The 21712-nt window shown below is 66.0% G+C and carries 20 protein-coding genes; 6 read left to right on the top strand and 14 right to left on the bottom strand.

Annotated features, from left to right (window positions below):
• Positions 1 to 2: 2 nt before the first annotated feature.
• Genes EJC47_RS11240 through EJC47_RS11220 form a run of 5 tightly spaced genes read right to left on the bottom strand, consistent with a single transcriptional unit; the run spans position 3 to position 4921 of the window.
• Positions 3 to 779 carry an SDR family NAD(P)-dependent oxidoreductase gene (locus EJC47_RS11240; protein WP_126847692.1) on the bottom strand — a complete coding sequence of 259 codons (777 nt, stop codon included), beginning with the start codon at positions 777 to 779 and terminating at the stop codon, positions 3 to 5.
• The gene (gene prpB / locus EJC47_RS11235) at positions 776 to 1687 is read right to left on the bottom strand and encodes a methylisocitrate lyase (RefSeq protein WP_126847690.1); all 912 of its coding nucleotides are present in this window, start codon (positions 1685 to 1687) and stop codon (positions 776 to 778) included. Before prpB ends, EJC47_RS11240 begins: the two co-directional genes overlap by 4 nt.
• Positions 1688 to 1698: 11 nt before the next feature.
• On the bottom strand, positions 1699 to 2856 hold the full coding sequence (locus EJC47_RS11230) for a CaiB/BaiF CoA transferase family protein (RefSeq protein ID WP_126847688.1): 1158 nt from the start codon (positions 2854 to 2856) through the stop codon (positions 1699 to 1701).
• A complete protein-coding gene (locus EJC47_RS11225) occupies positions 2853 to 3752 on the bottom strand; it encodes an enoyl-CoA hydratase/isomerase family protein (RefSeq protein WP_126847686.1) in 900 nt (299 codons plus the stop codon). Before EJC47_RS11225 ends, EJC47_RS11230 begins: the two co-directional genes overlap by 4 nt.
• A 14-nt stretch (positions 3753 to 3766) precedes the next feature.
• Positions 3767 to 4921, bottom strand: coding sequence for an acyl-CoA dehydrogenase family protein (locus EJC47_RS11220; RefSeq protein WP_126847684.1), 1155 nt, complete (start codon positions 4919 to 4921; stop codon positions 3767 to 3769).
• Between the two features lie 219 nt (positions 4922 to 5140).
• Between EJC47_RS11220 and EJC47_RS11215 the strand changes: the two genes are divergently transcribed.
• The 4 genes from EJC47_RS11215 to EJC47_RS11200 are packed head-to-tail and all read left to right on the top strand — an operon-like array spanning position 5141 to position 9313.
• Entirely contained in the window at positions 5141 to 6118 is a 978-nt protein-coding gene (locus tag EJC47_RS11215; RefSeq protein ID WP_126847682.1) for a ketopantoate reductase family protein, read from the top strand.
• Positions 6115 to 7236 carry a CaiB/BaiF CoA transferase family protein gene (locus tag EJC47_RS11210; protein ID WP_126847679.1) on the top strand — a complete coding sequence of 374 codons (1122 nt, stop codon included), beginning with the start codon at positions 6115 to 6117 and terminating at the stop codon, positions 7234 to 7236. Before EJC47_RS11215 ends, EJC47_RS11210 begins: the two co-directional genes overlap by 4 nt.
• On the top strand, positions 7233 to 8348 hold the full coding sequence (locus tag EJC47_RS11205) for a 2-methylaconitate cis-trans isomerase PrpF family protein (protein WP_221885173.1): 1116 nt from the start codon (positions 7233 to 7235) through the stop codon (positions 8346 to 8348). The genes EJC47_RS11210 and EJC47_RS11205 overlap by 4 nt, the downstream gene beginning before the upstream one ends.
• A 38-nt stretch (positions 8349 to 8386) precedes the next feature.
• On the top strand, positions 8387 to 9313 hold the full coding sequence (locus EJC47_RS11200) for a LysR family transcriptional regulator (RefSeq protein WP_126847677.1): 927 nt from the start codon (positions 8387 to 8389) through the stop codon (positions 9311 to 9313).
• A 31-nt stretch (positions 9314 to 9344) separates the two neighbouring features.
• On the opposite strand, the gene EJC47_RS11195 is transcribed toward EJC47_RS11200, so the two are convergent.
• The 3 genes from EJC47_RS11195 to EJC47_RS11185 form a co-directional block, all read right to left on the bottom strand.
• Positions 9345 to 11702, bottom strand: coding sequence for a TonB-dependent receptor (locus tag EJC47_RS11195; protein WP_126847675.1), 2358 nt, complete (start codon positions 11700 to 11702; stop codon positions 9345 to 9347).
• Positions 11703 to 11794: 92 nt separating this feature from the next.
• Positions 11795 to 13396: an MFS transporter gene (locus EJC47_RS11190; RefSeq protein WP_126847673.1), complete on the bottom strand. Its 1602-nt coding sequence runs from the start codon at positions 13394 to 13396 to the stop codon at positions 11795 to 11797.
• A gap of 47 nt (positions 13397 to 13443) precedes the next feature.
• Positions 13444 to 14931: an aldehyde dehydrogenase family protein gene (locus EJC47_RS11185; RefSeq protein ID WP_126847670.1), complete on the bottom strand. Its 1488-nt coding sequence runs from the start codon at positions 14929 to 14931 to the stop codon at positions 13444 to 13446.
• Positions 14932 to 15160: 229 nt separating this feature from the next.
• Here EJC47_RS11185 and EJC47_RS11180 point away from each other — a divergent pair, with 229 nt between their 5' ends.
• Complete coding sequence (locus tag EJC47_RS11180; protein WP_126847668.1) at positions 15161 to 15358, top strand: ferredoxin; 198 nt, start codon at positions 15161 to 15163, stop codon at positions 15356 to 15358.
• Positions 15359 to 15363: 5 nt separating this feature from the next.
• Here the strand turns inward: EJC47_RS11180 and EJC47_RS11175 are convergent, their stop codons facing one another.
• From EJC47_RS11175 to EJC47_RS11155, 5 genes are read right to left on the bottom strand one after another with little or no spacing between them, the layout of a single operon-like run.
• On the bottom strand, positions 15364 to 16167 hold the full coding sequence (locus tag EJC47_RS11175; RefSeq protein ID WP_126847666.1) for an SDR family NAD(P)-dependent oxidoreductase: 804 nt from the start codon (positions 16165 to 16167) through the stop codon (positions 15364 to 15366).
• Entirely contained in the window at positions 16164 to 17399 is a 1236-nt protein-coding gene (locus tag EJC47_RS11170; protein WP_126847663.1) for an NAD(P)/FAD-dependent oxidoreductase, read from the bottom strand. Before EJC47_RS11170 ends, EJC47_RS11175 begins: the two co-directional genes overlap by 4 nt.
• Entirely contained in the window at positions 17396 to 17617 is a 222-nt protein-coding gene (locus EJC47_RS11165) for a ferredoxin (protein ID WP_126847661.1), read from the bottom strand. Before EJC47_RS11165 ends, EJC47_RS11170 begins: the two co-directional genes overlap by 4 nt.
• Before the next feature lie 28 nt (positions 17618 to 17645).
• Positions 17646 to 18863, bottom strand: coding sequence for a cytochrome P450 (locus EJC47_RS11160; protein WP_221885172.1), 1218 nt, complete (start codon positions 18861 to 18863; stop codon positions 17646 to 17648).
• Positions 18864 to 18873: 10 nt separating this feature from the next.
• Positions 18874 to 19569, bottom strand: a complete 696-nt coding sequence (locus tag EJC47_RS11155; RefSeq protein WP_126847659.1) for an SDR family NAD(P)-dependent oxidoreductase — start codon at positions 19567 to 19569, stop codon at positions 18874 to 18876.
• Between the two features lie 235 nt (positions 19570 to 19804).
• Between EJC47_RS11155 and EJC47_RS11150 the strand changes: the two genes are divergently transcribed.
• Entirely contained in the window at positions 19805 to 20776 is a 972-nt protein-coding gene (locus tag EJC47_RS11150; protein WP_126847657.1) for a LysR family transcriptional regulator, read from the top strand.
• Here the strand turns inward: EJC47_RS11150 and EJC47_RS11145 are convergent.
• Complete coding sequence (locus tag EJC47_RS11145) at positions 20773 to 21708, bottom strand: cupin domain-containing protein (protein ID WP_126847655.1); 936 nt, start codon at positions 21706 to 21708, stop codon at positions 20773 to 20775. The genes EJC47_RS11150 and EJC47_RS11145 overlap by 4 nt on opposite strands.
• Between the last annotated feature and the right edge of the window lie 4 nt (positions 21709 to 21712).

Raw genomic sequence — 21712 nt, 5'->3', positions numbered from 1 at the left:
CTTCAGAGCGCCGCGCCGGCGCCCGACAGGCCGGGTCGTACCGCCGCGAACGTGCCGCCGTCGACGGGCAGTGCGCAGCCAGTGACATAGGAAGCGTCGTCCGAGGCAAGGAAGGCGACCACCGATGCCACTTCGTGCGGCTCCGCCACACGCCCGAGCGGGATGGTCGACATCATCCGCGCTTCGCGCGCAGGGTCGCTGCGATGCACGCTCGTCATCGGCGTCCGCACCAGGCCGGGGCATATGGCGTTCACCCGAATCCCATCCGCGGCGCAGTCGATCGCCAGCGAGCGAGTATAATTGACGATCGCGCCCTTGGCAGTGCTGTAGGCGGCCATCCCGGCATAGCCGCCCAACCCGGCGAGCGAGGCGGTGTTGACGATCGCGGCGCGATCCGAGCGGCGCAGATGCGGGATCGCCGCGCGGCAGCCGAGGAAAACCGCCTCGACGTCCACCGCCATCACCCGCCGCCAGGTCGCGAGGTCGATGTCCCGCGTCGAGCCGGGCTCGGTGATGCCGGCGTTGTTGCACAGGATGTCGAGTCGCTGTGCGGCCGCATGCTCGATAAATGCGGTGAGACCGTCACCGTCAGCAACGTCGAGCTCGCGGAAGGTCACGGCGTCACCGAGGTCCCTGGCGAGCCGCGCACCCGCCGCCCCGTCGATATCACAGAAGGCGACGCGCGCACCCTCCGCGACCAGTCGCCGCACGATCGCCTCGCCGATACCCGCTCCGCCGCCGGTGACGATCGCCACCCGGCCGGCGAAGCGCGCTGTCACGCGAAGGCCTCCTTGGGCGCGATGCTCTGCACGATGCTGGCGTCGAGCGCTTCATAGGCGTTGTACGAGATCGTCCGGTACAGTTCCTCACGGGTCTGCATCCGGCCGATCATTGTGGTCGCGCTGCCGTCACGCTTGATGGCGGCATAAAGGTCCTCCTGCGCCTTGTTCGCCACGCGCAGCGACGAGACAGGCCAGATCACGATGCTATAGCCCATCGCCTCCAGCTCGTCGGCGGTGAGCGAAGGCGTGCGACCGAATTCGGTCATGTTGGCAAGCAGCGGCGCCTTCACCTCGTCGGTGAACTGGCGGAACATCTCGGGCGTGGTCAGCGCCTCGGAGAAGATCACGTCGGCGCCCGCCTCGACATAGAGGTTGGCGCGCTTGATCGCGCCCTCGACGCCTTCGCTGGCGGCGGCATCGGTGCGCGCGACGATCAGCATCTCCCGCCGCGCCTTGGCGGCGGCAGCGACCTTGCGCGCCATGTCGTCGGGGGTGGCGAGGCGCTTGTCGTTGAGATGCCCGCATTTCTTAGGCAGAATCTGGTCCTCGAGCTGAATCGCGGCGGCGCCCGCCTCCTCGAACGCGCGCACCGTCTGCATGACATTAAGCACTTCGCCATAGCCGGTGTCGCCATCGACCAGCACCGGCAGGTCGGTCGCGCGGACGATCTGCCGCACGAAGAAGCAAACGTCGTCGACCGAGATGATGCCGAGATCGGGCAGCCCCATCGAGGCGCTCATCGCTGCGCCCGACAGGTACAGCGCCTCGAACCCGGCGGCCTGCGCCTGGAGAGCGGCCTGGGCGTTATGCGCGCCGGGCATGCGGACGATGCCGGTGCCGGCGATCATCGCCTGCAGGCGCGCCGCACGGCTGATGGGGGCGGTGGGGGGAAGCAGCGCGTTCATGAGGATGTCCGTTAGTTGGCGGCGAGCGGCGACCAGATACTGTCCATCGACAGCTGGTCGTTATGCTGGCCCAAAGTGGGGGGAGCGGTGCGGATCTCGGTCGGGGTCTGCGAGAAGCGCAGAGGGTTGTTGATCACCTCGAACGTCTCGCCCGAGGGATGGGTAAGCGTGGTGAGCATCTCGGCCTGGGTATAGGGATCGGCGAATACCTCGGGCCAAGTCCGTACCGGGCCGTAGATCGCGCCGCCGTCGCGCAGCACCGCTTCCCATTCGGCGATCGGGCGCGTCGCAAACAGGGCGCCGAGCCGGGCGTCGAGGCTGTCGCGATTGGCGAGCCTTGCGGCCTTGGTCGCGTAGCGTTCGTCGGTCGCGAAGTCGGGATCGCCCATCGCGTCACACAGGATCTTCCAGAACTTGTCGTTGATCGTGATGATCATCATGTCTTCGCCGTCGGCGCAGCGGTAAACGTTGTTGGGGACGATATCCCAATGCTCGTTGCCCCAGCGGCCAGGCGTCTTGCCGGTCAGCGAGAAATAGACGTCGCGCGGGACGTGCGCGAACAGCGAGGCGTCGAGCATCGACAGGTCGACGCGCTGGCCCTGGCCGGTGCGCTCGCGCGATTGCAGCGCGGTGAGGATGCCGATCGTCGCGAATAGCGCGGTGACCAGATCGCTGAACGGAAAGCCGATCTTGAGCGGTCCCGAGTCACGCGTGCCGGTGACCTGCATCAGACCCGAATAGGCCTGCATTACCTGGTCGAGCGCGGGGCGGTTGGCGTTCGGTCCGGTCTGGCCGAAGCCGGTGATCGAGCAATAGATCAGCCGCGGGTTGAGCTTGACGAGATCGTCATAGCCGATACCCATCTTGTCGGTGAAGCCGGGGCGGAAATTCTCGACGAACACGTCGGCCTCGGTCGCCATCCGGCGCGCGGCGGCCTGGCCCTCGGGGGTCTTGAGGTCGATCACCACGCCGCGCTTGTTGCGGTTGACGCCGAGGAAGAAGGCGCCGTCGCCGGCGATGCCGGTCTCGCCCGATTTGCGGAACGGATCGCCGGTCGGCTGTTCGACCTTGACGACGTCGGCGCCCGCGTCGGCGAGCAGCATGGTTGCCATCGGCCCGGTCATCATCTGGGTGAAGTCGAGCACCCGCAGTCCTTGGAGCGCACTCATTTGTCGCCTGCCGTCTCGCCGTCCGCCTTGACGTCGTAGCGCGCCTCGCGCTCCTTGTTGGCGGCGCTGACGCCCTTGTCGCGCTTCTGCTTGAAGAAGTTCACCTCGTCGGCCTCCCACCGCATGTTCGAGGCGAGCGCATGATAGACCGGGCCGTAGGAGAACTGCTTGTTGATGCCGAGCGAGTTCATCGCGACCAGGGTCGCGCTCTTGCCGATGACGATGCCGTCGCGCGGCAGGCGGACGATGCGCTCCGCCCATTCCTCGCCGCGCGCGAGCAGCTCGTCATCGGGCACCAGCTTGTTGATCAGGCCGGCCGAATGCGCCTTTTCTGCATCCCAGATCTCGGCCATTAGCAGCAGCTCGCGCGCCTTGCGGATGCCGAGCGTCATCATCTCCCAGGCGTCGAAATACGCCGCGCCCGACAGGCCGAGCTTCTGCTCGGGATGCCCCATCTTCGCGGTCTCCGAGGCGATCACCAGGTCGCACGCTTCCGCCAGATACAGGCCGCCGCCGAGACAATAGCCGCGCACCAGCGCCAAGCTGGGCGTCAGGCAGGTAAAGATCCGTTCGAAGCGCGCGACATATTTGGTATCGTACTGCAGCCGCGCGCGCTGGCTCGGGCGGCGTGGACGGCCCTTGGCGTCGAGCGTAGTCTCGCCATATTGATTGCCGACCTCCGACATGTCGTGGCCGGTGCAGAAGTCGGTACCCGCGCCAGTCAGCACGATGACGCGGACGTCGTCGTCGGCCTCGGCTTGGCCGTAGGCCAGCATCAGTTGGTCCCACATCGCGTCGGTCATCGCGTTCTTCTTGGCGGGCTGGTTGAGCGTGATGTAGGCGCGCCCGTCCTTCGCCAGATAATCTACGCTGCCGGTCGTTTCGGTGTCTGCCATGATGGTGTCCTCGTTCAGGCCGCGGCCGCCGCCAGCAGGCGGCGCGCGACGATCAGATGGTGGATCTCATTGGTGCCTTCGAGAATCTGGTTGAGCTTGGCATCGCGCATCAGCCGCTCGGCGGGATATTCCTTCGAATAGCCGTAGGAGCCGAGAATCTGCACCGCCTCCAGCGCCGCGTCCATAGCCACGTCGGAGATAAAGCATTTGCAGGTCGATGCCAGATAGGGGAGGCGGCTCCAGTCGCCGCTGTCGATCTCGGCGACGCTGGTATAGAGCAATGCCCGAGACGCCTCGACATGCATCGCCATCTTGGCGAGTTTAAACTGGATCGCCTGCAGATCGGCGATCGGCCGGCCGAACTGGATGCGTCCGCGGGCGTAATCGACCGAGAGATCGAGCGCCGCCTGCGCCATGCCGAGCGCGGAGGCGGCAACGGTCGGGCGATTTAGGTCCATGATCCGCATGCACGCCTTGAAGCCTTTGCCCTCCTCGCTGATCATGCAGTCGGCTTCGACACGCATGTCCTCGAAGAACAGGCCGCAGGTTGGCGCGCCGTGACGGCCGAGCTTTTCTTCCTTGCGGCCGACGATATAGCCGGGGGTCTTCGTATCGACTAGGAAGGCGCTGATCCCGTCATGGCCTTTGAGGTCGTTCGTACGAGCGAATACGAGCGTGTAGTTCGCGTCAGCGCCCCAGGTGATCCAGTTCTTCTGACCGTTGATCACGTAGCTGTCACCGTCCCTGCGCGCGGAGGTGCGCATGCTGGCAACGTCGGAGCCGGCTTGCGGCTCGGTCATCGCGACTGCGGCGATCGTGCGACCCTTGGCCATTTCCGGGAAATAACGCGCCTTCTGCGCGTCGGTGCCAAAATGAAGCAGGGGCAGGGACATGCCGACCGAATTGTTCGCGCACAAAGTGGAGATGGCGAGCGAACTGCCGCGCGCAATCTCTTCCTTTGCGATGCAGATCGTGGTGAGGTCGCCACCGGGGCCGCCGTATTCCTCGGGCACCCACATCTGCAGCAGCCCCATGTCGCCCATGATTTCGACGAGTTCGCCGGGAAAGCGGTCGGTGCGCTCGAGGTCGGCAACCGCCGGCGCGAACTTGTCCGCCGTCAGCCGGCGGACCGTGTCGCGGAACATTTCCTTTTCTTCGCCCAGATTCAAGCTTCATTCCTCTCGCGTCGCGCTTGCCCGCGCTGCTCTTGTGCATCCGGCCTAGGCCCCTCGCGACCCCCAAGCCAATATCGAAAGGGGATTGGATGAAACTGTTTTGCTCTCCCCGGTCAGACCAACAACTTCTGGCTTTAGACCTTTGTCGTCTGGAAGCCGCGCGCACGTCGCCTTGAGCGCGCAGAGCAGCCTATAGCGGCGTCAGGAGAGACGATGACAAAGGTCTGCATATTCGGCGCGGGCGCGATCGGCGGTCATATCGCCGCGCATCTGGCGCGCGGGGGGCGGTGCGAGGTAAGCGTCGTCGCGCGCGGCGCGACGCTCGCGGCGATCCGCGCCGATGGCGTTCGGGTGATGACGTCTCAGGAGGACTTCACAGCGCGGGTGGCGGCAACGGACGCCCCCGAAACGCTCGGACCGCAGGACTTCGTGCTGTTGACGCTGAAGGCGCACCAGCTCGACGCTGCGCTGCCGCGGCTCGGGCCGCTGATCGGCGATCATACCGCGATCCTACCGCCGACCACCGGGCTGCCCGCCGCCTTCCTCCACGGCCTTGGCGAGACGCCGCTGCCGCTGGTCGACCCGACCGGAACGCAGCTTCGGACGATGCCTCCCGCGCAGGTGCTCGGCATCGTCTATTGGATCGGCGCGCATGCCGAAGGGCCGGGGATCATCCGGCAGGACGGCGCGCGCGCGACCTGCATGGTCGGCGAGCTCGACGGTACGATTTCCGGCCGGGCGACGACGCTCGCCAGACTGCTGTCGGACGCCGGCATTCCCACGCCGGTGCGCCATGCTATTCGCGGCGATATCTGGATCAAGTTCGTCAACAGCCTGTGCTGGAACCCGGTCGCGGTGCTGACCGGCGCCACCAACGGCGCGATCGGCGACGACGCGCAGGCGATCGGCACCGTCCGTCGGATGATGGAGGAAGCCGATGCGGTCGCGGCACGGCTGGGCATCGCGGTCCCTGTCGCCGCCGAAAAGCGGATCGCCGTCACGCTTTCCGCGCGCGGGCACAAGATGTCGATGCTGCAGGACCTGGAGCATGGCAGCCCACTGGAGATCGACGCGCTCGCCCGCTCGATCGCGGCGGCCCGGCATCTGGCGGACCTGCCGACCCCCACCATTGACGCCCTATTGTCGCTGATCGCGCTGCGATCCCAGACCCCACAGGAGACCCTTCCATGACGACATCCGGCCCCGAGACCTTCGTCCGCCCGCTCGCTGGCGTGAAGGTGATCGACATGACCACGTATCTGGCCGGGCCGTTCAGCGCGAAGATGCTGAGCGACATGGGCGCCGACGTGATCAAAGTCGAGATGCCGACCGGGGATCCCTATCGCAATGTCGGCCCGATGCGCGAGGGCACCAGCATCTATTGGCTCAACGGCAATACCGGCAAGCGCGCGGTGACGATCGACCTGAAGACGTTGAAGGGGCTGGAGCAATTGAAGCGCCTGCTCGCCGATGCTGACATCTTCATCGAGAACAGCAAGCCGCAAGTCACCGCCAAGCTGGGACTTGGGCAGGACGTGATCGCGGCGATCAACCCGCGGCTGATCCGGCTGTCGATCACCGGCTATGGCCCGGACGGCCCGCTCTCCAGCGAGCCCGTCTACGACGCGCTGCTGCAGGGGCGCACCGGCCTGCTCGCGTTCGAGGCGGTCGATGGCGTGCCTCGCGCGACCAACCATTTCCTCGCCGACAAGATCGGCGCTGCCTTCGCCTGCCAGATGGCGCTCGCCGGACTCGTCGCGCGGGGCCGCACCGGCAAGGGCGTGCATCTGCAAAGCTCGATGCTCGACATCATGAGCTATTATAATTTCCCGGACATGCTGCAGCACCGCACCTTCGTCGAGGACACGCGCGAATGGAATGCGCCGCCGCAGGTCGTGGTCGCGACAAAGGATGGCCACATGGTGCTGTCGCCGGTGACCGGCAAGCAGTTGAGTGCGACGCTGCAGGTGGTCGACAAGGTCGGCGAGAAGGACGAGTTGCGCGCCATCGCCGACAGCCGCCAGCGCACTTACCGCTTCTTCGAGATCATCGCCGAGCCGCTGCGCCAGAAGACGACCGCCGAATGGCTGCCGCTGTTCGGCGCGGCGGGGGTGCCGGTCGCGCCGGTCAACGGTCCCGACGCAGGCATGATCGACGCGCAGGTCGTGCACAATGCGATCTATAGCGAGATGGAGACCCCGCTCGGCACGGTGCGCGCGCCGCGTTACCCGATGACGGTCGACGGCCATCGCCTGCCGCCGCGCGGGCCGGCGCCGGCGCTCGGCCAGGACAATGGCGAGCTGCTGTGAGCGACGCGCCGCAGATCGCGATTCCCGCCGTTTATATGCGCGGCGGCACCAGCCGCGCCTTGATGTTTCATGCGCGTGACCTGCCGGGCACGATCGAGGATCGACCGGGTTGGGATGCGATCTTCGCCGCCGCGCTCGGCAGCCCCGACCCGCGCGAGCGCCAGCTCGACGGGCTCGGCGGTGGCATCTCATCGCTATCCAAGGTCGCAGTGCTCGCGCCTTCGGCGCATCCGCACGCCGATGTCGACTATCTGTTCGGACAGGTCTCGGTGCAGGGCACCACCGTCAGCTATCGCGGCAATTGCGGGAACATCTCCGCCGCGGTCGGCCCGTTCGCGGTAGACGAGGGACTGGTGGCGCTCAGCGGCGATGAAGCGTTGATCCGTATCCATCACGTCACCTCGGGCAAGATCATCCACGCCCATTTCCCGTTGGCCGGCGGCAAGGCGGCGGTACGCGGCAACCTTGCGATCCAGGGCGTGGCTGGCACCGGCGCGTCGATCCGGCTCGATTTTCTCGAACCCGGCGGTGCGGCTACCGGCAGGCTGCTGCCGACCGGCCGTCCGGTCGATACGCTCGACGTTCCGGACGTGGGGCTTGTCGAGGTGTCGCTGGTCGATGCCGCCAATCCGGTCGTATTCGTCCGCGCCGAAGCGTTCGGGCTTGCAGGTGATGAAACGCCGGCGGCGTTAGGCGCCCATCCGGATCGGCTCGCGCGCTTCGACGCGCTGCGCCAGGCCGCCGCGGTGGCGATGGGGATCGTCAACACGCTGGAAGAGGCACGCGTGAAAGTGCCCAATCTGCCGCTGGTCGCGCTGGTGTCGGCGGTGGAGGGCGAGGGCGCCGATATCCGGGTACGGATGATTTCGGCCGGCCAGCCGCACAGGGCGACGCCGCTGACCGGCGCGATGTGCCTGGCGGTGGCGGCGCGGTTGCCGGGAACGCTGGTCGCGGCGATCGTAGGCGTGGCCGCGGGCGAGGTGCTGCAGATCGCCCATGCGAGCGGCGTGTTGCCGGTCGATGCCGACGTCTGCGACGGGGTCGCCCGCGCCGTCACCGTCTATCGCACGGCGCGGCGGCTGATGGAGGGGCGGGTGCTCATCCCCGCCTGAGCCTCGCCAACCGACCCGAAACCCGGTACCCTCCGGCCATGAACATCCGCCAATTGCGCTATTTCCTTGCGGTCGCGCAGGAACTGAATTTTACCCGCGCCGCCGAAAAGGTAGGCATCGCACAGCCGCCGCTCAGCCAGCAGATCCTGGCGCTCGAGCAGGAACTCGGTACCGCGCTGTTTACGCGCGAGAAACGCCGCGTACTACTGACCGCCGCGGGCGAGATCCTGGTCGATCATGCGCACCGCGTGATCAATGCCGCCGCCGCCGCCGAAGACGCCGTGCGGCTGGTCGAGCGCGGGGCTGGGGCGAACATCGTTGTCGGGGCGGTCTATTCGGCGATCTATTCGTTTCTTCCCGGGCTGTTGCGGCACTTCAACACGCTGTGCCCCAATGTCGAGATCAGCCTGCGTGAAATGACGATCGCGCAGCAGATCGTCGGCCTCAACGAGGGTACGATCGAGGTCGGGCTGCTGCGCGGGCCGATCCACCAGCGCGACCTGCGCACCGAAACACTGTATCGCGAGCGGCTGGTGGTGGCGGTCCCGTCCACCCAGGCCAACGATTTCGGCGAGTCGATCAGCATCCGGGAGATCGCGGCGCTGCCGCTAATCGCGGTCGCGCGCGGCACCGGCCGTGGCTATAGCGATCGGGTGCTCGACGTGTTCGACGCGCACGACCTCGAACCCAATATCGCGCATGAAGTGTCGGACATGCATACGTCGGTGTGCCTGGTCGCGGCCGGCATGGGCGTGTCGATCGTGCCGGCAATCATGCAGACGATGCAAACCAACGGCGTCGCCTACCGTTCGCTTGCCGAGGAGACTAGCGGCATCACCTTCGCGGTGGCACTGCGCAAGGATACGACGACGCCGCTGGTCGAGATGTTCATCGATGCGGCGCGGCGCAGTGCGGGGATTATGCTCGAGCAGTATCCCACATTGCTCATGTCCCGCACCCTGTAGCGGGCCAGGCGCCGGGCGCCCGGCCCGGCGCTCAGCGGTGCAGCGTGAACGAGACCGCCACCGAGCGCGCCCGCTGCAGCACGGCATAAGCGAGGCCCGGTGCGGTGCCGAGCACCGACCCGCTGGCGATGACCTTGGCGTCGTTCAGATTCTTGCCGATCACAGCCACTTCCCAGCTCTTGTCGGCTGGACCGAATCCGATCCGCGCGTCGACCTGGGCATATTTCTTCTGGGCGATGATCGGGTCGTCGGTCGGCGTGAGGAAGTAGGACGTCGAGTAGAACAAAGTTGGGTCGAGCCGGACCTGATAACGACCGCCCACCGGCACGACGAAGCTCGGCCCGCCCGAGATCGAGAATTTCGGCGCGAACGGCGTCGCGCGACCGGACAGGTCCTGGACGCACGATGATCCTAGCGTCGCCACCTGCAGCGATGTGCAGCCGGCGGTGCGATAATCCTTAAAGTAGGAATCGATATACGCCGCCGCCAGGTTGATCGAGACATAGCGCGAAGGCTTGAGCGTCGCGCTGAACTCGATACCCTTAGAGACGGACGATGCAGCATTGCCGACCGTGGTCACATTGGCGCCGGTCGGGCCAACCGTCGTCAACGCCTGTTGCAGGCCCTTGAAGTCTTCGAAAAAGCCGTCGAACGTGAAGAACAGCTTGTGATCGAGGGCCGAGCCCTTGAGGCCGACCTCGTAGGAATTGACGTTCTCGGAATCGAACTGCGCCGGGCCGTTGGAGTCGCTGTAGCCTCCTGCCTTGAAGCCCTTGGTGAAGGAGGCGTAGGCGGTCAGCGTGTGCACGAGATCATATTGCAAGCTCACCGACGGCATCAGTTTGCTGTAGGTGGTGTGCGGGTCCGCGAAAGGGGCCTGATTGCCGGCGACCAGCGGCACCAGCTTGGCCTGAGTCGCCGCGTCGAGCGGCACGAAGTCGGCGAGGCTAGCGACCGGCCCGCCAACGCCGACGATGAAGCTGCGGCTCGCATCCTTCTTGACGCTGGTATAGCGCAGCCCAGCGTTGATTCTCAACGCGCTCGACACCTTAGCGGTGACCTGCGCGAAAGCCGAGCGGGTTTGGTCGGTCTGGAAAAGGTTGCGGTTGGTCTCGATCGGCGTCGCCGCACTCGTCACCGGCGCGCCGGCGGCTCCCACGCTCGGCGATCCATAGAGTGACGACACGCTTTGGCTGGTCAATTTGCCGTGCGAATAATAGAGGCCTGCGACATATTGCAGCCAACCGCCGCCCTGCGATTCCAGCCGCAACTCCTGCGCGAAGCTGTCGTACTTTTCAGCCTGGGAGAACGGATTGTAATAATAGCCCGCCACTCCGAACGCGGGCAGTGGCGTCGCGTTGAGGAAGGTGCTCGATTTCTCGTGGTTGAAGCTCGTGATCGAGTTCAACGCCACCGCACCGAAATCGTAGCGGTTGGTCCATTCCGCCTCGACCATATCGAGCCGGAAATTGGACGGCCCGGCCAGCGATCGGAAATCGAGCGTATTGTCGATCGCGCCGCCATGCTGCGAGAGATAGACCGCGCAGGGGCCGCGTGCGGCGGGATAGCCGGCCGGGGGCGGGCAGCCGGTGACTTCGGCGCTATACGACCCGCGATCACGATTGTGTGCATAATCGACGCGCAGGTCGGACTGGAAGGTGTCGGTCGGTTTCCACCGGAACGACACCCGGCCGACGACGTCGCGCAGATGCGGCTCGTCCAGCTTCAGATTATCATTGTAGATATAGCCGTTCATCCCCGAGACCTGCACCGCGGCGCGGGCCGACAAGGTATCACTCAACGGGCCGGTGATGGCGGCGAGGCCGGAATATTCGCCGTCGGACGGCGAATATAGTGCTTGCGCGTCATAGCCGAATTCGCGCGACGGCTTGCGCGAAGTGATGTTGATCGCGCCTGCGATCGTGTTGTTGCCGAAGAAGGTGGTCTGCGGGCCGTTGAGGACCTCGACCCGCTCGACGTCGAACAAGCCCGCCTGGATGGTGCGCGAGCGCGCGCGGTAAACCCCATCGACGAAGGTGCCGACCGATTGTTCGAACCCGGCGTTGAGCCCCGACCCGACGCCGCGGATGTTGATATGGTTCGATTGCGGATCGGTGCTGAGCTTCACGCCGGGCACACGCTGCGCGAGCGACACCAGATCAGTGGTGCCGCTCTTCTGGATGCTCTCGCCGCTGGCGACGGTGACCGAGATTGGCACGTCCTGGAGGCGCTGCTCGCGACGCTGCGCGGTGACGACGATGTCGGCGCTGGTGGCATCGGAGATCGAAACGGCGGGCGGGGCCGCCGGCGGGGCGGTCTGCGCAAGCGCCGTCGCAGGCGCGATCGCCGAGCACAGCAATGCCAGTCTCCTGGCGGTCCTATAGGTCATGTCCGTCTCCCATTACCCGGCTCGTATGGTCGGGCTCGGAGCCGGCTTGGACCTTGCGTGGCAAAGGAGATAATATGGTTTTCATATCGCCGTCAGGCGTCGAGGAGGACTCTTGCCGCACGTTCGTCGGCGCCGAGATTGCGTGCCGCATAGATCAGCGTCGCCACGGTCAGTGGCAAGGTCGCCAGCGCGCACAGGATCGCCAATCGCAGATCGCCGGTCGCGTCGCTGATTAGCCCGACCGTATAGGGCCCGAGGCCCAGGCCAATGATGTTCGCGCCCAGCGAGTACATTGCGAATGCGGTGCCACGAAGCCGCGGCACGACAAGATCCTGCGTCGTGGCCTGGTTCGGCGCGAACCACATCGGCACGAAGAAGGTGGCGATCGCATAACACACATAAAACAGGCTGGTGCTGGTAGTAGTGAACTCGACGATGCTGGCGAGGGTGAACAGGGAGGCGGTAATGCACACGAACGTGAGCCGCCCCGTCGGTGCCAGGCGATAGGCCAGATCGGACAGATAGCCGCTGGCGGTGATGCCGAGTCCACCCGAGATCGCCGCGACCACACCCAAATGCAAGCCGTCGCCGGCGGTGAAACCGAGATAGCGGGTCGCATAGAGAAATACGAAGCCGGTGGTCGAGTTCATCGCGAACGCCAGGAATGCGCCAGCCAGCGTGAGGGCGCGGAACGTCTTCGAACCGGTCATCAGCCGCGAGGCGAGCGGATCACGCAGCCGCACCGACTGGAACCAGCTCGCCACCGCGTAGAACGCGATCCCCATCGCCATCCACTGCACCAGATTGCTCGTGACCGGCACGCCCGCGACTTGGCCGAGCACGGCGCGGCGGGCGGGCGACAATACCGAATTGGTGGCGAGCGTGACGACGGTGCAGAAGACGATCGCGGTGACGATCCAACTGGCGTTCTTGACCAGTTCGCGCCGCGGCTGGCCCTCGCGCGCCATGCGGATGAGATTGAACGGCGGAATCATCGCCGAGAGCTCACGCAGCGCACTTTTGAACGGAGCGGGATCGTCGGCCTGGGTCACCTTTTCTAGCCGGCCGCGAACAGGTTCGCGGATCGTCAGCAGGATCAGTAGCGCGAGCAGCAAGCCCGGGATGCCGACCGCCATAAAGGCCGCCTGCCAGCCGGCAAGCCCGAACGGCGCGGTCTCGGAATGCGGATACTGGTGCTGCCAGAAACCGACCACCGATCCTCCAATCATCAGCGAGACGCCCGCTCCGACATAGACGCCGACCGAATAGAGGCCGAGCACCGTGCCGCGCCTCTCGCGCTCAAAATAATCGCCGAGCAGCGATATCGCCGCCGGCGTCGAACTCGCTTCACCTACGCCGACTCCGATTCGTGCGGTGCCAAGAGCCGCGAAGCTATTCGCCGCGCCCGAGAAGCTCGTCATTAACGACCAGAAGGACAGGCCGAGCGCGAGCGTCCGCACGCGGCTCCACCCGTCCGCCAGCCGAGCGAGCGGGATGCCGAAGACGCCGTAGAACAAGGCGAATGTGGTGCCGTAAAGCAGTCCGAGCTGCGCATCGCTGATGTGCAGGTCGGCCTTGAGATACGGCGCGAGCACGGTGACGATCTGCCGGTCGACATAGCTGAACGAATAGACCAGGACGAGCACCGCCAGCACATACCAGCGATACCAGGGACGTTCGATACGGTCGGCCATGCGCAAGTCCTCTCGCGCGCCGGCATTCCGGTCGCGCCATGGTTGGATCAGTTGAGGTTGAGAGTGATCGCCTTGACCTCGGTATAGGCTTCGATCGCCTCGAAGCCGCGCTCGCGGCCCCAGCCGGACTGCTTGTAACCGCCATAGGGCAGGGTCGGATCACCCGCCGAGTGGACGTTGACCCCAACCGCGCCCGATTTGATCCGGCGTGCCATCTTGTGGGCGATGCGCAGGTCGTTGGTCCACACGCTCGCCGACAGGCCGTATTGGGTGGCGTTGGCGCGCGCGGCGATCGCGTCGACGTCTTCGTCGCGGAAGGTCTGGGTCGACAGGACTGGCCCGAAGATCTCCTCGTCGACCACCGACATGCCGGGCTTGGTGCCGGTCAGAATCGTCGGCTGGACATAATAGCCCTGCTCGCCGATCCGGCTGCCGCCGACATGGACGGTCGCGCCCTCGTTGATCCCGGCGGCGATGTACCCCGTCACCCGGTCGAGCTGCTGCTGCGAGATGACGGGGCCGAGGTCCATGCCTTCGTCGAAGCCGTAGCCGACCTTCATGCCGCGCGCGATCGTGGCGACCTTTTCGACCAATTCGTCGTGGATCTTCTCGTGCGCGAACAGCCGCGATCCGGCGGCGCAGACTTGTCCCGCGTGGAAGAAGATCGCGCGGCTCACACCCAGTGCGGCCGCGTCGAGATCGGCATCGGGGAACACGATTACCGGCGACTTGCCGCCGAGTTCGAGCGTCACCCGCTTGAGATTGCCGGTCGCGGCTTGAACGATCCGTTTGCCGGTCGCGGTCGATCCGGTGAAGGAAATCTTGTCGATGTCGGGATGCTGCGAGATCGCTGCGCCGACCGGGTCGCCATAGCCGGTGACCACGTTGAGCACGCCCGCCGGAATTCCCGCCTCGAGGGCCAGCTCGGCCATGCGCAATGCGGTCAGCGGGGTTTGCTCGGCGGGTTTCAAGACGATCGTGCAGCCGCTCGCGAGCGCCGGCGCGACCTTCCACGAGAACAAGTTGAGCGGAAAATTCCACGGTAGGATCTGGCCGACGACGCCGACCGGCTCGCGCAGGGTATAGGCGACCCAGTCGCCCGGCAGCGAGAGATTGGGCGACTGTCCCGCGATCTTGGTTGCCCAGCCCGCCATATAGCGTAGCATTTCGGCGACGTTGGGGATGTCGACGTTGCGGCAGAAAGCGAGCGGCTTGCCGGTATTGATGCATTCGAGCTGCGCCAGCTCGTCGCCATTTGCCTCTACCAGATCGGCATATCTGAACATCATCCGCGCGCGCTGGATCGGCTTGACCTTGGCCCAGTCGCCTTCGAACGCGCGCCGGGCAGCGGCGACCGCGAGATGGACGTCGGCGGCGGTGCCCCCGGCGGCGGTGGCGATCACGTCGCCGTTGCCGGGATCGATGATCTCGGTGCGCTTGCCGCTGCCCGCGACCGACTTTCCGTCGATCAGCAGGCCGTGCTGGCGCTTGAGGAAATCGAGTGCGGGGGCGCCGATGCGGTCGTGAAAGCTCATGGTATGCCTCTTCCGATGGGAGTCGCCGTCGACGAATCCTGTTATTGAGTCCCGCCTAGGCGGGGGTGGGAGATGCTCCCAATATGATTTTCGTTGGTATGCGCCGCGGGGGGGATATGTGAGCCACATTCAATCCGACGTAGTATTTCCGTCACTTGCTTCACGTTGAACAAGCCCCCATGACCCGAACAGAGGCCGGTTCACGGCCTGTCGAGCGAGAGGACGCCCCATGAGGATCGAGATTTTTCCGGACAAGTGCATCGGCGTCGGCCAGTGCGTCGTCGCCGCGCCCGACCTGTTCCAGCAGAACGAGGACGACGGCATCGTCTATCTGGTGCGCGACGACGCGCCCGCCGACAAGCGCGACAAAGCGATCGCCGCGGCCCGGCTGTGCCCGACCCTGGCGATCGTCGTCCACGACGACTGATGCGGTCAGTGGACGCCGCGCCAGGAGAGCGTCCCACCGTCGATCCGGAACACGGCGCCGGTTGAGAAGGACGCCTCTTCGGAGGCGAGGAAGCACACCAGTTTGCCGACTTCCTCGGGTCGTCCGAGCCGCTTGATCAGATGCGGCCCCCACAAACGGCTCGCCGCCGCTTCGCGATCGTCGAACGCGTCGAGGCTGTGCGCCAGCATCGGCGTGTCGATCGCGCCGGGGGCATAAGCATTGACGCGAATCCCGTCGGGGGCGAGGTCGACCGCCGCGGCCTGCGTCAGCAGCACCACGCCGGCCTTGCTCGGCGCATAGGTCGGCAGCCCCGGATAGGCGACCGTGCTGGCGACCGACGCCGCATTGACGATCGCCGGAAAGCGCGTCGAACGCCGCAGGTGCGGCGTGGCGTGTTTCATCGCCAGCCAGGTGGCCTTAAGGTTGACGGCCATCACCGTATCCCAGATCTCCTCGGTCAGCGTCTCGATCGTGACAACGCCGTGCGCCACCGCATCGTCGGTGATGCCGGCATTGTTGACCAGCACGTCGATCCCGCCGGCCGCCTCGGCGGTGGCGTCGACCATCGCGTGGATCGCCTTCGGGTCGCGCAGGTCGGTGTGGAGGAAGCGCGCCTTGGCGCCCAGCGCGCGCACCGCCTCGGCGGCGGCCTCGCCTTCGTCGCGCTTGATGTCGGCGATGGTAACCCAGGCGGCGCCTTCGCGCGCGGCCTGTTCGGCGATCGCCCGGCCCATGCCCTGCGCGGCGCCGGTGACGATCACGATGCGATCCTGCAGACGGGCGGTCATGCCGCTACCGCCAGCGCCAGCAGCGACTTCAGCTCGAAGCCGGGATCGGCGGCCTGTTCCCGGGTCGGGCTGATCCCGGCGCGCAGCAGCTTGCGCGCCTGCATATGGTCTGGCAGACGGCTGACCGACTCCACGGCGACCAGCCGGTCGTCGCGATAGCAGAAGACGGAAAAGGCGGTGCCGTCCGGATCGCCGCGCATCACTGCGGTTTCGTCGCCGCGGGTGAGCCCGGCGATCTGCAGCCGCAGCCCGGCCTGGTCGCTCCAGAACAGCGGCACCTGATCGTAAGCGGCGGGTTTGCCGGTGATACGTTCGGCGACGCAGCGTGCCTGATCGACCGCATTCTGGACCGATTCGAGGCGGACCGTGCGGCCGTCCTCGCTGGCGAATGGAAAAGCGGCGCAATCGCCAATGGCAGAGATCATGGGATCCTCCGTTTGCAGATGATGGTCGACGACGATGCCGTTGTGGACGGCAAGGCCGGCGGCGGCGGCGAGTTCGCTGTTGGGCACCACGCCGACCGAGACGAGCACCAGGTCGGCGGGGATTCGCTCGCCCGATTGCAGCTCGACCGCCGATACCGCGCCGTCGCTTCCGTGGATCGCAACCACCGCTTCCGAAAAGTCGAAGCGCACGCCACGCGCCTCATGCTCGCGGCGCACCACGGCAGACACCGCCTGGCTAACGACGCGGCCGAGCGCACGGGGGCCGGCCTCGATCACGCGGACCTGGCGGCCGGCGGTGGTGGCGACGGTCGCCGCTTCGAGGCCGAGAAAACCGGCGCCGATCACGACGATCCGCTCGGCAGTGACGATCGCGGCGGAAAGATTGCGCGCATCGTCCAGTGTGCGCAGCGACAATACGCCCGCCATTTCGCCCTCGACGCAGGGCAGCACACGGTTGCGCGTGCCGGTGGCGAAGACGAGGTGGTCGTAGGTCAGGAAGGCGCCCGAAGCGAGATCGACCTGATGCAGCGCGCGATCCACCGCCACAGCCGCGTTGCTCGCTCGGAAGGCGATGCGATGCTGCTCGAAATAGGCGGGTTCCTGCATGAACAGCATCGCCTCGGGCACGCTGCCGGCGAGATAGGCCTTGGAGAGTGGCGGACGCTGATAGGGCGCGAACGGCTCGTCGCCAACCAGCGTGACATCGTCGTCATAGCCGAGCTCGCGCAGCGAGGAGGCGAGTTGCAGGCCCGCCTGGCCCGCACCCAGCACGACGACGCCGCTCATGCTGCGGACGTCGCGTCCGCGACGTCCTCGACGGTGATCGCCAGCGACGGACATTTGCGCGCCGCACCGCGCACGGCGTCATGGAGCCCCTCGGGCGGAAATTCCTGCAACAGCACGACCACGCCGTCCTCGTCGCGCTGGTCGAACACCGCGCCGCTGGAGACGACGCATAGGCCGGCGCCGACGCAGAGATCCTGATTTATCCGAACGCGCAGCATCGCGGTTCCTTTCGTGAAATGGGGGAGGTCACCAGGCGAGGGGGAGCGTCTCGACGCCATAAACGAAGTGGCCGCCCTTGAACTCGAGCGCCTCCAGCGGCACCGCGAGGCGCAGCGTCGGGAAACGCTGAAACAGCGACCCGAACACGCTCTGCAGTTCAGCCCGCGCGAGCGGCTGGCCGAGGCACTGGTGGACGCCGTAACTGAATGCCAGATGATTGTCGGGCGCCCGCTCGATGTCGAAAACGTCCGGGCGGGCAAACGCCGCCGGGTCGCGGTTGGCGGCGTTGATCAGGGCAAACACGCCTTCGCCCTTGCGCACCAAATGTCCGTTCACTTCGACGTCCTCCAGCGCGATCCGCGCGCCGTTGAACTGGACGATGCTGTTGTAGCGCAGCATCTCGTCGACCGCGCCGCGCAGCAGATCGGGATTGCCGAGCAGCAGCGCCTTCTGGTCCGGATTCTGAAGGAAATTGAGCGTGCCGAGCGCGATCTGGTTCGCGGTCGTCTCATGCCCTGCCATTACCAGCAGATCGGCATGGCGCACGGCATCGTCGTGGCTCAAATGGCCCGGCTCGACCTGATCGAGGACGAGCCGGCTGAGTAGATCGTCATTGGCGTGCGGGTCGCGCTCCTTGGCCTTCAGCAAGCCATCGAAATAACCGATCAGCTTGGCCGAGGCGACGCGCGGGATTTCCGGATCGACGTCCATCAGCACCTTGAGGCGGCTCTGCTCCTGGAAGAACTCGCGGTCCTCGGCGGGGACGCCGAGGAATTCGGAAATCACTGTCGAGGTTAGCGGCAACGCGAAGTCGTTGACCATCTCGACCGGAGACCCTTTGGTCTCCATCGCGTCGTACAGGCTCTCGATCAGCGCCTGGATGCGCGGGCGCATCGCGTCGATGCGCTTGACCATGAACTCCTTGGTGAACATACGCCGCAGCTTGCCATGCTCGGGTGGGTCCATACGGATGAAGGTCGGCGCCTCCTGCAGCACCGCGTCGCGCGCCGCCGACAGCATCGGGAAACCCGGCGTGCTCGGCATGGTGCTGAAGCGGTTGTCGCCCAGCACCGCACGGACATCGGCGAAGCTGGTGAACAGCCAGCACGGCTTGCCGTTGAACAGCGTCACTTTCTGCGGGCCGCCCGCTTCGCGGAAGGTGGTGAAGGCCGGGGGCGGATCGAACGGGCAACCGCTGGCGCGGGCCATCGGGTACTGGGGTGCGTCGAAGGATGCAGTGGCCATGATATCCTCCTCAAAGTCCGCCGTTGACGTCGAGCGTGGCGCCGGTGACATAGCCTGCGTCGTCGCTGGCCAGCCAAAGGATGGCGGCAGCGATCTCCTCCGGCTCGGCGGCGCGCTGCAGCGCGCTCGATGCGATCAGCTTGTTGCGGATCTCGGGCGGCACGGCCTCGCCCATCGCGGTGTTGATCGTGCCCGGCGACACGCCGACGACGCGGATGCCCTTGGGACCGAGCGGCTTGGCGACGCTCTTGGTGAAGTTGACGATCGCCGCCTTCGACCCGCCGTAATCGGTCACGCCGCTGCCAGCGCCCGCCACGATCGAGGCGAGGTTGACGATCACGCCGGTCTTGTCCGCCGCGATCAGCCGCTTGGCGACTTCCTGGGTCAGGAAAAACGGACCGCGGGTGTTGACGCCATAGGTGAGGTCGTAGTCCTTGGGCCCGATCTCGAAAAAGGTCTTGCCGGACCACACTCCGGCATTGTTGACCAGCAGCCGGATCGTGCCGTGGGCTGCATCGATCGCGGCGACCGCGGCGACGATCTGGTCGTAATCGGTGACATCGCAGCGCTGATAGGCAAAGCCGCCCAGCCCTTCGGCGGCGACGTCGAGGCCGACGGGCAGATAGCCCGCAGCGGCGAGCTTCTTGAGGATTGCCTGGCCAGTCTTGCCGTTCGAGCCGGTCACGATCGCTACGGATTGGGTCATGTCAGTCACCTCGTCACTGTGGGCGCGAGGAGCTGCCCGCCACGATGGGTGCCGCGACGCCTCTCCAGGCCGGTACGCTGGCGCGGAATAGCCCGCGTTGCGCCCTGTTAATTGGGACCATCCGACGCTGACGACGGATGGCGCGGTCCTTCATGACCGCTCGACCAACCTGACGTCGAGTGATTATAGGAGCTTGGCTGGCTGAATAAAATTCACACGGAGTCGAGTCACGGAAATGAGTGTTTTGCAGAAGTTCGATCTCAACCTGTTCCGCCTGCTCGAGGCGCTGTACGAGGAGCGCAGCGTCTCGCGCGCGGCCGAGCGGCTGTTCATCACGCCCTCGGCGGTCAGCCATTCGCTGCGCCGGCTGCGGCTACTGATGAACGACGAGCTGTTCACCCGGGGCCCCCGCGGTATGATGCCGACGCCGCGTGCGCATGAGGTGGCGCGGCGGTTGCACGTACTGCTGCCGCAGCTTGCCGACGTGATCAATCCGTCGGATTTCGATCCCGAACTGAGCGAGCGCGTGTTCGCGATCGCCTGCGTGCCCTATCTCTCGACTATGCTGGTTCCGAGGCTTGCGGCGGACCTCGCCGTCTCCGCGCCGCACGCCAATCTCGACATTCGGCTGCTCTACAGCAGCGTGGTGGACGATCTCGACAGCGGCCGGCTCGACGTCGCGCTTGGCAATTTTCGTCGGATTCCGCCGCGGCTGATCACGGAGGAACTGTTGCGCGACGACTATGTCTGGGTAATGCGCGTCGGCAACCCCGCCGCGGGGCGCAAGCCGACGCTGGAGATGCTGAGCACGGTGCCGCACGTCGACCTGCTGATCGACGGCGCGGTGGTCAATCCCATCGACAGCTATGACGTGCGGCAGGGGTTGGAGCGCCTCGTGATCCAGAACAGCATGGCCGCGACCGAGGAGGCGTTCGGAGACGCCGGCCTGCGCCGCGAGGTGCGCTATCACGCGCCCGATTCGATCGCGGCGCTGGCGATCGTCGCGCGCACCGATGCCGCGTGTCTCGTGCCGGTCAGCATCGCCCGCATGTTCGAGCGGAATTTCGACCTGGTGCTGTTCGAACCGCCGTACGCCGCGACCGCGCTCAACATCCAGATGCTGTACCATCAGGAATATGGGGCACGGCCGGCCGTGAGCTGGCTGCTCGACCGGATCCGGGCGGCACTGCCGGACAAAGCGGGCTAGCGTTCGAGCCCTACATCGCGAAAGCCGAGCTTGGTGAAGACCGGTTCGTCGGTCACGCGCAACACCTGTCCGCCGCCCGCACCGCCGGCGAGGCTGAACGGATGCCAGCTCGGCACGACGACCACGTCGCCGCGGGTCATCGTAACGGTGCCGAGCGGCGCCACCTCGACCGTGATCTCGCCGGCGGTCACCGCATAGATGTTGTTGTCGATCCGGGCGACAGGATCCTGCCGCTCGCCTGCAGCGAGGCAGATCGCGTGCAGGCCGATGGTCGGCATCTGCGCCTGTCCGAAGGCGACATCGCCCTGCGCGCGGACATTCTCGGCCAGGGCGGCGCCATGAAAGCGCAGTGGCGATTCCGGATCGCTGCTCTCCACCGCCTGCAACGTGTCCTCGTGATGCTCGAAGTACATGTTCTCGAGGTTCTGAACCAAGGGCACGTCGAGGAAGTCGATCCAGAACGCCGGCTGGTCGCTGTAATTGGCGTGGCCGTGCCACATCCATTGCGGCGTCAGCACCACGTCGCCGGGCGCCATGTCCACCCGCACGCCGTCGACCAACGTGTAGATGCCGGGGCTTGCGTCCATCACCAGCCGCAACGCATTGGGCGAATGGCGGTGCGAGCGCGCGGTCTCGCCGGGCATGACCAGCTGGTAGGCGGCGACCAGATGCCGGCAGGTCGGGTAGATGTTGCCCGGCACCGGATTGACCAGGATCAGGTTGCGCCGCTCGGCGAATTCGGTCGACACAAAGTCCACCGATTTGCTCAGCGCGGCGAGCGCGTCCGCATAGCGCCACACCATCGGCCGGTATTTCGGCCTGGGTTTGCCCCACATCTGCGGCTCGCGCTTGGCCCAGCCGGGGGAGAAAGCGTGCTCCTCCAGCGCCTCGAAGAAGCCGGCGGGGGCGGGAGTATCGATCGTGGTGGCCATGGAA

Origin of the sequence: Sphingomonas sp. TF3, from assembly GCF_003985085.1 — a bacterium.
GTDB lineage: Bacteria > Pseudomonadota > Alphaproteobacteria > Sphingomonadales > Sphingomonadaceae > Sphingomonas.
Note: the sequence above shows the minus strand (reverse complement) of the source record. Positions and strands in the feature narration are given on the sequence as shown.

Excerpts from the sequence above, each read along its gene's own strand:
- prpB (WP_126847690.1), bottom strand. The coding sequence starts at position 1,687 with ATGAACGCGCTGCTTCCCCCCACCGCCCCCATCAGCCGTGCGGCGCGC.
- EJC47_RS11230 (WP_126847688.1), bottom strand. The coding sequence starts at position 2,856 with ATGAGTGCGCTCCAAGGACTGCGGGTGCTCGACTTCACCCAGATGATG.
- EJC47_RS11225 (WP_126847686.1), bottom strand. The coding sequence starts at position 3,752 with ATGGCAGACACCGAAACGACCGGCAGCGTAGATTATCTGGCGAAGGAC.
- EJC47_RS11215 (WP_126847682.1), top strand. The coding sequence starts at position 5,141 with ATGACAAAGGTCTGCATATTCGGCGCGGGCGCGATCGGCGGTCATATC.
- EJC47_RS11210 (WP_126847679.1), top strand. The coding sequence starts at position 6,115 with ATGACGACATCCGGCCCCGAGACCTTCGTCCGCCCGCTCGCTGGCGTG.
- EJC47_RS11200 (WP_126847677.1), top strand. The coding sequence starts at position 8,387 with ATGAACATCCGCCAATTGCGCTATTTCCTTGCGGTCGCGCAGGAACTG.
- EJC47_RS11195 (WP_126847675.1), bottom strand. The coding sequence starts at position 11,702 with ATGACCTATAGGACCGCCAGGAGACTGGCATTGCTGTGCTCGGCGATC.
- EJC47_RS11190 (WP_126847673.1), bottom strand. The coding sequence starts at position 13,396 with ATGGCCGACCGTATCGAACGTCCCTGGTATCGCTGGTATGTGCTGGCG.
- EJC47_RS11185 (WP_126847670.1), bottom strand. The coding sequence starts at position 14,931 with ATGAGCTTTCACGACCGCATCGGCGCCCCCGCACTCGATTTCCTCAAG.
- EJC47_RS11180 (WP_126847668.1), top strand. The coding sequence starts at position 15,161 with ATGAGGATCGAGATTTTTCCGGACAAGTGCATCGGCGTCGGCCAGTGC.
- EJC47_RS11175 (WP_126847666.1), bottom strand. The coding sequence starts at position 16,167 with ATGACCGCCCGTCTGCAGGATCGCATCGTGATCGTCACCGGCGCCGCG.
- EJC47_RS11170 (WP_126847663.1), bottom strand. The coding sequence starts at position 17,399 with ATGAGCGGCGTCGTCGTGCTGGGTGCGGGCCAGGCGGGCCTGCAACTC.
- EJC47_RS11165 (WP_126847661.1), bottom strand. The coding sequence starts at position 17,617 with ATGCTGCGCGTTCGGATAAATCAGGATCTCTGCGTCGGCGCCGGCCTA.
- EJC47_RS11160 (WP_221885172.1), bottom strand. The coding sequence starts at position 18,863 with ATGGCCACTGCATCCTTCGACGCACCCCAGTACCCGATGGCCCGCGCC.
- EJC47_RS11155 (WP_126847659.1), bottom strand. The coding sequence starts at position 19,569 with ATGACCCAATCCGTAGCGATCGTGACCGGCTCGAACGGCAAGACTGGC.
- EJC47_RS11150 (WP_126847657.1), top strand. The coding sequence starts at position 19,805 with ATGAGTGTTTTGCAGAAGTTCGATCTCAACCTGTTCCGCCTGCTCGAG.
- EJC47_RS11145 (WP_126847655.1), bottom strand. The coding sequence starts at position 21,708 with ATGGCCACCACGATCGATACTCCCGCCCCCGCCGGCTTCTTCGAGGCG.